Origin of the sequence: Nanhaiella sioensis (genome assembly GCF_046557775.1) — a bacterium.
In the GTDB taxonomy this organism is placed as follows: Bacteria; Bacillota; Bacilli; order Bacillales; family SM2101; genus Nanhaiella; species Nanhaiella sioensis.
Window position 1 is genome coordinate 3,766,468 of sequence record NZ_JBKAEG010000001.1, and the last position, 13,434, is coordinate 3,779,901.

The 13,434-nt window shown below is 32.1% G+C and carries 17 protein-coding genes; 15 read left to right on the forward strand and 2 right to left on the reverse strand.

Annotated features, from left to right (window positions below; translation table 11 throughout):
• The 3 genes from ctaF to V1503_RS17565 all read left to right on the forward strand — a co-directional run bounded on the left by ctaF (position 1) and on the right by V1503_RS17565 (position 1,943).
• Positions 1–333 carry a cytochrome c oxidase subunit IVB gene (gene ctaF, locus V1503_RS17555; RefSeq protein ID WP_214483210.1) on the forward strand — a complete coding sequence of 111 codons (333 nt, stop codon included), beginning with the start codon at positions 1–3 and terminating at the stop codon, positions 331–333.
• A gap of 81 nt (positions 334–414) precedes the next feature.
• Complete coding sequence (gene ctaG / locus V1503_RS17560; RefSeq protein ID WP_320257086.1) at positions 415–1,317, forward strand: cytochrome c oxidase assembly factor CtaG; 903 nt, start codon at positions 415–417, stop codon at positions 1,315–1,317.
• A 158-nt stretch (positions 1,318–1,475) separates the two neighbouring features.
• Complete coding sequence (locus V1503_RS17565; RefSeq protein WP_214483212.1) at positions 1,476–1,943, forward strand: DUF420 domain-containing protein; 468 nt, start codon at positions 1,476–1,478, stop codon at positions 1,941–1,943.
• A gap of 232 nt (positions 1,944–2,175) precedes the next feature.
• On the opposite strand, the gene ytvI is transcribed toward V1503_RS17565, so the two are convergent.
• Positions 2,176–3,234 carry a sporulation integral membrane protein YtvI gene (gene ytvI, locus V1503_RS17570; RefSeq protein ID WP_320257087.1) on the reverse strand — a complete coding sequence of 353 codons (1,059 nt, stop codon included), beginning with the start codon at positions 3,232–3,234 and terminating at the stop codon, positions 2,176–2,178.
• Between the two features lie 292 nt (positions 3,235–3,526).
• Between ytvI and V1503_RS17575 the strand changes: the two genes are divergently transcribed.
• Positions 3,527–3,880, forward strand: coding sequence for an Asp23/Gls24 family envelope stress response protein (locus V1503_RS17575; RefSeq protein WP_410628531.1), 354 nt, complete (start codon positions 3,527–3,529; stop codon positions 3,878–3,880).
• A 48-nt stretch (positions 3,881–3,928) separates the two neighbouring features.
• Here the strand turns inward: V1503_RS17575 and V1503_RS17580 are convergent, their stop codons facing one another.
• Positions 3,929–4,282, reverse strand: coding sequence for a YugN family protein (locus tag V1503_RS17580; RefSeq protein ID WP_410628532.1), 354 nt, complete (start codon positions 4,280–4,282; stop codon positions 3,929–3,931).
• A 521-nt stretch (positions 4,283–4,803) separates the two neighbouring features.
• On the opposite strand from V1503_RS17580, the gene V1503_RS17585 reads away from it, so the two are divergent.
• The 11 genes from V1503_RS17585 to coaD all read left to right on the forward strand — a co-directional run bounded on the left by V1503_RS17585 (position 4,804) and on the right by coaD (position 13,298).
• Complete coding sequence (locus V1503_RS17585; RefSeq protein WP_410628533.1) at positions 4,804–5,340, forward strand: CAP domain-containing protein; 537 nt, start codon at positions 4,804–4,806, stop codon at positions 5,338–5,340.
• A 67-nt stretch (positions 5,341–5,407) separates the two neighbouring features.
• The gene (locus tag V1503_RS17590; protein WP_214483216.1) at positions 5,408–5,836 is read left to right on the forward strand and encodes a CBS domain-containing protein; all 429 of its coding nucleotides are present in this window, start codon (positions 5,408–5,410) and stop codon (positions 5,834–5,836) included.
• A 592-nt stretch (positions 5,837–6,428) separates the two neighbouring features.
• Complete coding sequence (locus V1503_RS17595; RefSeq protein ID WP_410628534.1) at positions 6,429–7,478, forward strand: CAP domain-containing protein; 1,050 nt, start codon at positions 6,429–6,431, stop codon at positions 7,476–7,478.
• Between the two features lie 92 nt (positions 7,479–7,570).
• Positions 7,571–7,963, forward strand: a complete 393-nt coding sequence (locus tag V1503_RS17600) for a YlbD family protein (RefSeq protein WP_214483217.1) — start codon at positions 7,571–7,573, stop codon at positions 7,961–7,963.
• Positions 7,964–7,984: 21 nt separating this feature from the next.
• Entirely contained in the window at positions 7,985–8,221 is a 237-nt protein-coding gene (locus tag V1503_RS17605) for a YlbE-like family protein (RefSeq protein WP_410628535.1), read from the forward strand.
• Positions 8,222–8,309: 88 nt separating this feature from the next.
• On the forward strand, positions 8,310–8,744 hold the full coding sequence (locus V1503_RS17610; protein WP_214483219.1) for a hypothetical protein: 435 nt from the start codon (positions 8,310–8,312) through the stop codon (positions 8,742–8,744).
• A gap of 751 nt (positions 8,745–9,495) precedes the next feature.
• Entirely contained in the window at positions 9,496–9,939 is a 444-nt protein-coding gene (locus V1503_RS17615) for a YlbF/YmcA family competence regulator (RefSeq protein WP_214483220.1), read from the forward strand.
• A 28-nt stretch (positions 9,940–9,967) separates the two neighbouring features.
• Entirely contained in the window at positions 9,968–10,243 is a 276-nt protein-coding gene (locus tag V1503_RS17620) for a YlbG family protein (protein ID WP_214483221.1), read from the forward strand.
• 105 nt (positions 10,244–10,348) lie between these two features.
• On the forward strand, positions 10,349–11,782 hold the full coding sequence (locus V1503_RS17625) for a stalk domain-containing protein (protein ID WP_410628536.1): 1,434 nt from the start codon (positions 10,349–10,351) through the stop codon (positions 11,780–11,782).
• 465 nt (positions 11,783–12,247) lie between these two features.
• Positions 12,248–12,799: a 16S rRNA (guanine(966)-N(2))-methyltransferase RsmD gene (gene rsmD / locus V1503_RS17630; protein ID WP_410628537.1), complete on the forward strand. Its 552-nt coding sequence runs from the start codon at positions 12,248–12,250 to the stop codon at positions 12,797–12,799.
• 19 nt (positions 12,800–12,818) lie between these two features.
• Entirely contained in the window at positions 12,819–13,298 is a 480-nt protein-coding gene (coaD, locus tag V1503_RS17635) for a pantetheine-phosphate adenylyltransferase (protein ID WP_214483223.1), read from the forward strand.
• Positions 13,299–13,434: the final 136 nt, after the last annotated feature.

Below are 13,434 nucleotides of genomic sequence, written 5' to 3' on the forward strand. Positions count from 1 at the left end.
ATGACGACAAATCATTCAAATTCCAGTAACCCGAGAGTCGATATAGCTTATCGGAGGAAAAAAAGTGCTGAAGAGATGAAGCATCATGTCATATCATTTGTTTTAATGATATTTTTAACGATTGCTGCTTTTATAGCTGTTGGCTATGAGTTTTCACGTTGGTTTACAGTTCCGTTCATTATATTACTAGCAGTAATACAAGTTATTTTTCAATTGTATTATTTTATGCACATGAATCATAAAGGTCATGAAGCACCTGCTTTATTTTTATACTCTGGGTTATTAGTTGGATTAATTACTGTTTTAGCTTTCATGACAATTGTTTGGTGGTAAATAAGAAAATCGGCATTTTGCCGATTTTCTTATTGCATTAAAATCTAGAAAAACTTGCGAACAATAAGAGGTGAAGAATATATGGATTTATCGGTATTTGGATTTCGAGCATTGTGGAGCCCCTACTTCTTCATTTGGATTTGTATATTAGTTACATGTTATTTTTTATTAATGGGTCCGTTGCGAAAGAAGTTATCAGCAGATAGCCCAGCTTCCAAAAAGCAAATAAGCTATTTTGTAACAGCAATGGTTTTATTGTATGTTATAAAAGGATCACCAGTTGATCTACTAGGACATCTAATGTTAAGTGTTCATATGGTTCAAATGGCGACATTATATTTAATTATTCCACCATTACTAATTTTGGCATTCCCGAATTGGTTTTACAGATGGTTATTAAATGTTCGATATGTCAAGCCGGTCTTTTCGTTATTCTCGAAACCGCTTATTGCACTTATTTTGTTTAACGGTGCTTTTTCCTTTTACCATATACCAGTTATTTTTGATATAGTGAAAACAAATAGCTTGTTACATGCCGCTGTTACAATTGGGATATTTATTGCTGCAATGTTGATGTGGTGGCCATTAATAAATACACTTGAAGAAAGTCAATCCTTATCTGGAATTAAAAAGATCGGTTACATTTTTGCTGATGGGATATTGTTAACACCTGCCTGTGCACTTATCATATTTGCCCAGGAACCTTTATATATAACTTATAGTGATCCAACCGCTTGGGTAAATGCATTAAAATTATGTGTTCCCGCTGATATGCTAAATTCTATACAGCTAACTGGACCTGAGTTGTTTAATACTTTACCATTGCTAGAAGACCAACAGCTAGGTGGGGTATTAATGAAAATTATCCAAGAAATTGTCTACGGAGCGATTTTAGCTCATATATTCTTCCAGTGGGCTAAAAAAGACCGTGAGCAAGAGGAAAAAGAGCTTGAAAAATATATGACACCTCAAACGATAAAATAGGGGAATACTAAGTGGGTCTTATTCTACACCATTCATTCTGTATGTAGATTAGACCCGTTATTTTTTAATATGCGACTAGTATATCCATTGATTATGTAAAACATTTTTACTAAAATAGTTATGTATTTACATAAAAATTGATACAGAGAGGGAGACATATGGAACAAACGATAAAAATTCTACCTACGATTAGTACAAGCTTTATTGTTCTAAGTGCGATTTTTGTTGCGATTGGTTGGTATCTCATAAAACAGCGAAAGATTGAAGCACATAAAAAAGTTATGATATGGGCTGCTATATTTGCTTTAACTTTCTTCATCATTTACGTATCTAGAACAATATTTATAGGTAACACGAGTTTTGGCGGGCCAGAGGATATAAAAATATATTATACATTGTTTTTAATATTCCATATTATTCTTGCTACTACTGGCGGGGTTTTTGGTTTAATTACATTATACCTAGGATTTAATAATCGAATCGCAAAACATAAGAAGATCGGACCAGTTACAAGTATAATATGGTTTTTTACTGCTATTACAGGTGTAGCTGTATATGTCCTTTTATACGTGCTTTATCCAGGTGGAGATACTACATCAGTCATAAGAGCAATTCTAGGTTATTAGAATGGCTTACAGCTAAAAAGTTTTAAAGTATCTTGTTGTCATGATTGTTATTTAGTTTGTACTGGCTAGAAGTGTTATAGATAATGGTTTAAAGCAGGGGAGACACCCCCTAAATCCTAGTTGGAAGATTGAGAAATACAAGCAAATTAGGTAACGATGATCATAAAAAAATGGAGTATCCGTCTATATGACGATGCTCCATTTTTTTATGTCGTTAAATTTAGTATACATCCTATAGTTTAAAATTTAGCTTAATTATGCCTGCTTCGCGTGCTGAATTAAAAGCTATTAAGAGTAGCGGTCCTAAAATGAACCCTAAAATCCCTAGTAGCTTTAAGCCTAAATACATTGCAATGAGTGTTGATAGTGGTGATAATCCAATATGGCTACCCATTACCTTAGGCTCAACAGTACGACGTATAATAAGAAGAGCAATTGCTAAAATAGCTAATTTAGTTCCTAATACAACATCGCCAGCAAACAAATGGAATAGCGCCCACGGTCCTAAAATAACGATTGACCCAATAATTGGAATGAAATCAATCGCCCAAATAATTAGCGCCATCACTAATGCAATATTTGGAGTAATAAATAATAAACCTACAAGTGATACTAAAAATATAATAATGCTTACAAGAAACTGAGCTTTAAAAAAACCAAAAATAACATAGGATAGCCGAGATGACATAAAATTAACTTTATCAGCTGTTTTCTCGGTTAAATGCGCGTTTACTCTACCCCGTAAACGTGGGAGGTCTAATAGAAAAAGAAAAAGTGCAATTAAGTATACGATAAGACTAACTAAAAAGTTCGGAATATTGGTAAAAATATTTTTAACATTATCAATCGTTAATGATGAAGTTACATCTTCCTTAAGGTTAGAAAAAAATGATTCAACTTCAATAGTTACTACGTCTACAAACTCCTGCGGTAAATCCTGTGCAGTGTTGTATAAATTCTTTTCAAACTTTTCCCAAGCACGACTAATCTCATTTATATAAGTTGGAGCATTTTCGACGATTTTTATCACTTCAGTTACTACCTTTGTCGTTACAAAGTATCCACTAACTCCAATAAAGACTAAAAATAAAGTAAAAACAAAAAATACAGATAAATTACGTGAAATGTTTGTTTTATTTTGTAATAACTTAATAATAGGTTCTAATAATAGTGCAGTGACAAGCGCTATTATTAATGGAATGGATACTGGCAATATTAAGTATCCGATAATAAATACTGTGATAAGAATCAAGGCAATCACTAAATTACGTCTAACCTGTTTATTTAACAAGACTTAACTCCTTTCTTATTGTCATCTTTTCATTTCTTTATGTGCCTCTTCGAAGCACTGCTGCACATATAAATAAAGTTGAAAAGCTGGATGAGGATCTTAACGACTGCCATCGTTAACAAGGCTCACAAAACCAATTAAATAGGTGTTTATTTCTAAGTGAGATATAGATAATCAAAATGAAGTCAGACTTTGTTTATATATAAAATTATATTATGAAAAGTATTACTTCAACAACATATTTTGTATACATATACTAAAAGAAAAGGGAATTTGAAAGGAGTAATAACATATGATCACTCAATTTTTGTCAAAAGGCTCCCTTAGCATTACAGAAAATGTGTTTGCAGTGATTACCTCAATTTGTATCAATGATATTGAAGAAATCGATGGTACTGTTTATGATGTAAAAGAACAACTATATCTTTTTTTAAACAATGGTCAAAGACAAAAAGGAATTTTAATCAAAAATGAAAAAAATGACATTATCATTGATATTCATGTATGTGTGAAATATGGTGTAAATATAGCTCAAGTATGTAAAAAGTTACAAGCATTAGTGGTTACGGAGATAGGAGCATTGACTGGAATTAGACCAACTGCTATTAACGTGATGGTTGATGAAATTCAAGTTAAAAACGCATGAATTTTTCATGCGTTTTTAACTTGCTAAATCCTTTTGACAGCGGTTTTATTAAAGCGAATCAATTTTCTTCTTCACATTATTCAATAAGTTTTCACACTGTTCAATTAAGGATTTTGGAAATTTTTCACCTTCACCATATTCAACACCATGAGGATAATAATGCTTTCCTAGTACTGGTGTTAACAGCTTTATCATTGCATGACGACTACCGACGTCACCCTCTACTGCATAGCCTTGCACTCTTAAATAATAAACTTCATTTTTAAACTCAAATTTACGGTCATATGTAACTCGTTCATAATCCCATTGACCTGCTAAAACAAGTCCATTTTCCTTCATAACATCATTTAACCGTGCTAACTCCACTGATTTTTCTTGAATTCCAACTGCTTCAAGTTTCATTATGTATTTCCCTCCATTATCTTTGAAAAAGATAAGTTTACTCTTGTTAATAATAGTACGAAATTGAGCAAGTTGCAATGCGAAGTTATTACATTACCTATTTAACGTGTTTTGATTTTTGTTATAAAAAAAGCACTATCATATACGTTGTAGCTATTGTTCCTAAATTAGGAGAGTAACATGTAAAGACTCAACAACCATCGTTTTAATGAAGAAAATATACAACGTACTCTAGTTTGCTGCGTTGTTTATTGCTTTGTGCTAAAAATAACAATTAATGGAAAATGAACCTTTTGATATATGATGATTTTTACTTTTTTATTAGTAGAATAAATTTATTATCAAAATGACAAATTAAACAAAGTACATAAAAAAATTTAGATACAAGAGATTTTTTTACTGTATTGGTAAAACTATTCTAGAAAGGAGGAATGAAAGTGAAGAAAGTATGAATTTCTGTGATTTCCTGTATGATCTTGCTCGTTACATCTATGCCTAGAGCTGCTGATGGAAGAACTATGATGTACAAAGTACAACCAGGTGATTCATTATGGGAAATTGCAGTATTATATAAAGTAAAACTGTCATTATTAATTAAAGAAAACCCACAATTTCCGAATCCAAACATGATATTTCCTGGGCAAGTTGTGTATATACCAACAAACGATGTTAAGACCAATTTAGAGGATAAAATAATTCAATTAACTAACGCTGAGCGCTCGATAAACGGTTTACAGCCATTAAAAGTAGATCCAACTCTCAGTAGTATCGCTAGAACTAAGTCGGCAGACATGCGAGATAATAATTACTTTTCTCATATATCCCCAACATATGGTTCGACATTTAATATGTTGAGAGCTTTTGGTGTTCATTTTCATACAGGGGCAGAAAATATTGCTGTAGGGCATAGCTCAGCTGAAGAAGTTGTGAAATTTTGGATGAATAATGCAGGACATAGAGCTAATGTGCTCAACCATGATATGACACATATAGGAGTTGGTTATACGATTGGTGGCAGTCACGGACATTATTGGACACAAATTTTAGTACAAAAATAACTAATCATTTGAACGTTCAGTGTTATTAACAATTTTGTAATATCCATATAGAAGGAGTGAACCAACAATGAATTATGTAGGCGATGTGATGTCAACGTCAGTCGAATGCTGTACGCCATTAGATAATGTATATGAAGCTGCAGTTAAGATGAAGGAATATGATGTAGGAGCCATTCCTGTAGTGAATAAAGATGAACTAATTGGTATGATTACAGATAGAGATCTAGTCATTAGAGGATATGCAGAGAAGCGCTCTGGTTCAAATTCAGTCATTAATGTAATGACTGAACAATTGATCACATGTAACCCTAAGACTACTGTAGAAGAGGCAGCGAATCTCATGGCGGAACACCAAATTAGGCGTTTACCTGTTGTAGAGCATGGTAATATGGTAGGTATTGTATCTTTAGGAGATTTAGCTATTAATAACATGTCTGATGAAAGTGCGGGACATGCGCTAACTGAGATTTCGGAAACGGATGAACTACACCACTAACAAAGGCACTGTTAATCAGTGTCTTTGTTAATGGCTGTTTTCACATTGATTGTTCGTTTTCGTTTTAAGATATCAGCATATACACATTTAGCGTTGTTCTTAAAAAGTCCATCATACTGTCCATTTTTTGTAAAAATAGCAAAAAGGTTACGGGAATAGCCTGGTTAATAGAATGAATTTTATTCTCTGTTATTTTCACATTAAATATTTTTTCGGTAAAAAATGTTAAACGTAATTATAATTAACGTTCTTGGCATCTTTTCTTCTCTAAAAATAACATTAATATATTGTACATTCAGTTACTCAAATGAAAGAGAAATAAAGCAATAAGTTTGTGAAAAGAGTTTTCATAAAACAGTCTTTGCATACTAAGAGGTAAATACGATGATAGCTTGTTCATGTTCATATGTTTCTTAGCTATAGACTGTAACAATCGTAAAAAAACTACAGAACTGATCTAATTTTGAAATAATACAACATAGTGTAGAAAACTCTCATTTGATTACATCGTCCTATAAAAATTTATTGGTCTATCTAGAAAAAAATACAATATACTTTACTAGAATTATAGAAACTGAAAGGAGGTAGATCTATGAAAAGAAAAATAGGGTTTGCAATATTTACTAGTTATCTAATTATTGGAATCATAACTTTTATGAATGATTCACCTTCAAATGAAATCAGCAATCAAGAAGAAATCATTCAAGTTAATCAACAATTGAATAGTAGTGTTGAAGTGGAAAAACGTGAAATTACGTTAAACGGATTAGATTCGTTTATAGGGAAACCTAGTGAAGTTATTGAAAGAGAATTTGGGAAACCAATAAGAGTTGATAAGTCCATTTATGATTACGATTGGTGGATTTATAATCAAGATCCATCACAATATATTCAAATTGGCGTTGAAAACAATATAGTGACAACGATATATGCAATTGGAGAGGAATTAAACACAGAACCATTTATCATTGGACAACCTATCGATGAGATCATAAATACATTCTCTTTGGAGCAATTAATATCATTCACAGCTAATAACAATAATTATCGATTTGAACTATCAGAACAGGACTTAGAAATTCGTCCATTAGTTAAAGTAAACGATGTTTATATCCAATTATATTTTGATAGATATTCAAATAAATTATCGAGTATTAGATACATGGATGCAAATACGTTAATAAAACAAAGACCATATGAACTAGTATATAGGGGAGATCTATTATCTTCTGAGGAGCTATCGATAGAGGAATTAGCATTAGTTGAACAAGGCGTCGCAAAACAAATATTGGACCTTACAAATATAATTAGAAATCAGCATAATTTACCTGCCGTACAGTGGAATGAAGAAGCGGCCATCGTTGCACATAAACATAGTAAAGAAATGTATGATGAAAATTATTTTTCTCACACTTCTCCATTAAGTGGGGGATTACCAGAACGTTTAAAAGAAGGAAATGTTTATTACTTTTCTGCTGGAGAAAATATAGCTGCAAAGTATATTGATGGGATAGCCGTTATGGTTGGCTGGCTGAATAGCAAAAGTCACAGAGAGACGTTATTAAATGAGAATTTTACAAATTTAGGAGTTGGAGTGTACAAAAAATATTATACACAAAATTTTATTGAATCGTGGGAATAGAGAAAGACTTACGATTAAGGGAAAATGGGCGAACAACAGAATAGGTAAACTGATACATTATATTAGGTACTAGTGTATATGAGGTGAATAAGATGGAAAAACGAGCCCACCCTGATGTTAAGAAGTTTAAAGAATTTGTTAAACAACACCCTAAACTCATCAGTGAAGTACGCCGTGGTGAGAAGACATGGCAGGAATTTTTTGAAGACTGGTATTTATTTGGTGATGATGATGAAATGTGGGATGAATTTAAAGGAAGCAATAGTAATGACAGTAGTGAAGACAATAATGAAGCTAAACCTGAGATTTTAGGAACTTTTTTATCTTCCATAAAGAATATGGACTTAAATCAAGTTGAGCAACATTTAAATACATTTGGAGAGGCGATTACTACCCTTCAAAGTGTGTTACAACAATTTCAGCCAGAGCTAAAGCAACAGCAGGTAACGAATGACCTTACTCCTTTCTCGTTTCGAAAAGATTAAAAAAGTGAGTTGGAAAAAGTTATGAGACCAACAATTTATGAATATATACAATCGAACAAAGAGCTACAGCATTTTATACGAGCTCAACCGATTTGGTACCGCAAACTTTCGAGGAATCCAGAATCGATTAAAGTTTTTGAAAATGAAGCTAGATCATATTATGGAAAGACTTTTCAACATAGACTTGATTCATTTTCTAACTCTTTTCAAATGTTTTCTATGTTAGCTAATTTTTTTCAAACAGATCAAAGTAGCTAATCTCCGTCTTAGTTTTTTTTTTTGCAAAAAAATGAATGAATTTCTCTAATCATAGCTAACAATAATGTTGTAAAGGAGTGATTACAACATGAAAATGTTCACAATAATATATTTATTGTTAGCCATGTCGATTATTCAAGCATGTGGAAATGAAAAGCCTACTCCAGAAACGAATGTTACAGTAATAAGTGTACGTGATAACAGCTTAGATAAGGTAGCGATTCAGGCCACTACACAACAAATAATGCCTAAGATATCTATCACACACCTTGTGAAAGGACAAGATGTGTACGTTGAGTGTTATGTACCTAATTTTGTTTTCCAAAAGGAAAAAAAGGCAAATAAAAATGGTGAAGGACATATTGAAGTCTTTGTCAATAATAAAAAAGTGGAAACAATTTCTACAGCAGCATTTGTTATTAAAGGTTTACCTAAAGGAACACACAATATAAAAATAGATCTTGTTCATAATGATTCTACTAGCTACCAACAAACAAAGGAATTTCAAGTTACGATAAAATAATTATACAGCTTGTAAAAAATTTTATTTGTTAAACTATGTTGTTTTTTAAACCTTTTCGTAATTAATATGTATTTTATGATTTTTTTATAATCTTGGGAGAGAAGAAAAGCTGCCCCGAAAGTTGGTTATTTTCGTGATTAGCTCATTTACGAAAAACAACATTTGAAGCGAACAGAACGATGAGTAAGGCTCATTTCGTAAACTATTAGCTTTTTTTTCACTTAAATAAGAACAAATGATATGTATGATATGAATGTTGTTGTCTATAGAGAAGAAAAGCTGCCCCGAACGATAGTTAAATTCGTGTTTGGCCTCAAGTACGAAAAGCAACATTTGATACTAAAAGAACAATTTAGTAAGGCTCATGTCGTAAACTATTAGCTTTTTTTCACTTAAATAAGAGCAAGTGATATGTATGATATTGTCAATAGAGAAGAAAAGATGCACCAAACGTTCGCTATATTCGTGTTTAGTTCATTTACGAAAAGGAACATTTGACGCGAAAAGAGAGATTAGTAAGGCTCTATTCGAAAACCTTATTGCTAATTATATAAAATGATCACAGAGAAATTAAACTTCCTTGCATTGTCTTCGGTTAATAACAGATAGGTTGCCACGAAGCTATAGTTATATATGTGTTTATTTCTTAGTACGTGAAAATGTAATTAATTTAAAAACAGCCTCGTAAAAAATAAAAGGAAAGATACATGTGTTATGAGAATATGTTATGATAATGAATGGAGGTGTGATCATGCTTGCAACTTTAGAAACAGTCGAAATTATTGATGGAGCTGAAGAATTATCGAAGATGATTCTTGATTCAGAAGTTTTTGAAAACTATAATGATTGTTTAAATAAATTGAAGAAGAACGAGAATGCTCAATCGTTAATAGATAAATTTGTTAATATAAAGGAACAGTACGAAGATGTTCAGCGTTTTGGAAAATATCATCCTGATTTCAAAAAGATCTCTCGAGAAGTAAGAGAGATAAAACGTGAGGTAGATTTAAACGAAATCATTTCTGAGTTTAAAAAAGCTGAAAACTCCATTCAAGTGTTATTGGATGAAATAAGCATTATCATTGGAAAGACCGTCTCTGATTCAATTAAAGTTCCTACAGGTAATCCATTCTTTGATGCTGCTTCTAGCTGTGGAGGTGGTTGTGGTGTAGGTGGGAGCTGCGGTTGTCACTAGATCAATAATCAAGCGGGGGAGTATTGTAATGTTTTCCAAAAGACAAGGGATTATAGTATGGCTTTTTTCATTAAAACAAGCTAAATTATTAAGAAAGTATGGGAATGTACATTATGTATCAAAACGTTTAAAGTATGTAGTCCTGTATTGTGATATGTCTGAAGTAGACCATATGTGCAATAAATTAAATGGTCTTTCATTTGTGAAAAAGGTCGAGGTATCTCATAAGCCATTTTTGAAGATAGAATTTGAAAATTCTAAACCTGATGAAGCTAAAGAATATGACTATAAATTAGGACTATAGCCCCTCCCAACATGGAAGGGGTTATCTATATTTTATTATTAACAAAGAGTGTGATTATGATAAACTAATCATATTCTAGTTGTTTTTATGAGTTAGGAGATAGTTATGAGACGTTCATTGTATGCAATTCTTTTTCTTTTAATAACTTTAAGTTTGGCACTCATCATATTGCAATGGTTTTCTTATACTGGAAATACAGAACAAAAAGTAATGGTGGATAATAATACACAGTTAAATGAATCAATTCAGCTTGTGCGGAAAGATAACGCATTGGTTGTAACACAATCGTATAATGGTTTAGTACAACCAACGTATGAATTATCGATTCCATCAGTTATTGAGCAAGAGCAAATTTTTTGTGAAACAGAAAATGGAAAGCAATGCGAGATTATTTATAATGACAATGATATTACCTTAATGAATGGTAATGAGCAACATATCATTTTCACATATCAAATATCAATTGATAGTTCCCTACATTCTTTCTTGATGGAAAATTGGTCAATAAACCTTCACTCTCAACAATTGAAAAATACTCGTTTAGAAATTATTGAAGATCATTCACCTCGAGGGACTTGGGTGACAGGTGCCTCGCTGCAGAAATATATTTCTAAAGAGAATATTGACTTTTATGCATGGGAATATTCCTATATGGATTCACCACCAATTTTTTGGACAAACAAACAATTGGATAGTGAAGAGGTTGAAGAAATTACATATTATGTTAATGAAGGGAATCAAGTTGAAAAAATAAATGCCCCATCGCTAGCACGTGTGCCATCTTCATCTCCATTAACGATAGTAAATATTCCAGGTGAGGATTTGGTTATTACACCGTCTTTAATCATTCATGATAAAGATGATGGTAATTTTATTGAAGAAGGTTATATAGATAAGGTTTTATTTGAGTCTTTTTCTTATGATGAAAATGATGAATGGATTTTGCAAGTCCTGAAATCAATTCTTCTTAACAGAAGTGTTGGTGATGAATTTTCTAATAGACTTTCTGAAGAAATGTTCACTCAGCTATCTGGACAAGCTCTTGATGAATTTATTGAAATAATATTTACTTATGAAAATAAGAAGCTTTCATCCGAACTATTAGATAGGTCGTTATCAGCTATTGATTTAGGTAAAACAACATTCTTTTCAGCAAACACTAATCAAAGGAATCAGACTTCTTCCCTCTATTTTGTTGATGAACGAAACTTCTTCATTAATAGTAAAGAAATTGTTAATCGACCAGTTATTTTCAGAAATGGTCAGCTCTTGTTCCCATTAGAGGATGTATTACGTCAAGCTGGGTATAAGGTTTCATTTTTTTTAGATCAAGAAACCATTTATATTGAAAAAGGGCAAGATATTTGGAGATTTTACTTAAATAAAAACTATTTTATATATAATGAAGAAGAATGGGGATTATTATCTAAACCAATGGAACAGATTGATCATTCTGTTTACATTTATGAAACGTGGCTAACTGATTTATTCGCAGTATTGGTTGAAAAGGATGAACAAACAATTGATCTTACATATTAATAACAAAGCAAGTGAGCATAATGGTCAATAATTGGCTGTTTTCATGTAGAAATATATACACGTAAACAACTTAATTTCGTGGCATCTGTTCTTCTATTGAACGATGAATGTTGAGTAAAACGACATTTTTATTTTCTAGCTTAGGAACTACAGCAACATAGTTTACGAATAAAGTCTATAAATTAAAAAAACCCTGCAGATACCTACAGGGTCCTTCTATATCATAGGGATAATTTTCGAAATATCACCCATAGATAAGAAGGCAAAGGGAGAGGAGAAACCGGAGGAAGAACTTATGGGGAAACGTAAGTCTTCTCCGCGGTTGGCAACAACATCAATAATTTGATGTTGTTACTACTAATTATGACCATTTGAAGTGACTGTATACACTTTCAAAATATTTTTTTATCATCTATAATAAATAAGGCTTAATTTATTTACAATTTTGTAAGAATGGTGATGTTAATGAGAGTAGTTTCAGGAAGCTGTAAAGGTATGCCTTTAAAGGCAGTGCCGGGTAAATCTACACGTCCAACAACAGATAAGGTAAAAGAAGCTATATTTAATATGATTGGTCCATATTTTGATGGTGGCTATGCTCTAGATTTGTTTGGAGGTAGTGGTGGCTTAGGGCTTGAGGCTTTAAGTAGGGGGATGGAACATTGCATATTTGTTGATCGGGATGCGAAGGCTATACAAACGATTAAAACAAATGTTGAATATTGCAAATTTACTGATCATGTAGAAATATATCGAAATGATGCAGAACGTGCGCTAAAAGCGATTACTAAACGAAATTTACGATTTTCCAAAATCTTTTTAGACCCCCCATATAAGCATCAGAAGATCAAGAATATTATTGAATTGATAGAAAATAATCGTTTATTATATGAAGGTGGGCATATTGTCGTTGAACATTCAACAGATGTTAAGCTACCTAATACAATCGGTGGTGTTTCACAAATAAAACATGAGGTATACGGAATCACTGCCATAACGATTTATCAGTATTGCTAGAAATATGGAGGTGAAGAATATGGCGAATATTGCTGTTTGTCCTGGAAGTTTTGATCCCATTACTTATGGGCATTTAGATATTATAAAACGGGGTAGAAAGGTTTTTGACAAAATCTATGTTGTTGTTTTAAACAACTCATCCAAACAACCATTATTTACTGTAGAAGAAAGGTTGGAACTGATAGAAGAGGTTACGAAAGATTTTGATAATGTTTATGTTGATTCATTTCAAGGACTATTAGTTGACTATGCAAGAAGTAAGAATGCACAAGCGATTTTACGTGGTTTACGAGCTGTTTCAGACTTTGAGTATGAAATGCAAATAACTTCTATGAATAGAGTGTTAGAAGAAAATATTGAAACTTTTTTTATGATGACTAATAATCAATATTCCTTTTTAAGTTCGAGTATTGTAAAGGAAGTAGCCAAGTACAATGGTGATGTATCAGAGCTAGTTCCTGATGTAGTAGAAAAAGTGTTACGTCAGAAATTTAACTGATTACATATATATAGCCTACTGAGCGAACAGATACCTTTTATTGAATAACTTGATAATGTTTGCGCTTACATAACAAACGACCATCACTTTGATGGTCGTTTTAATTATTGTTGTTCTCCGTACTAAAAAATAAGAT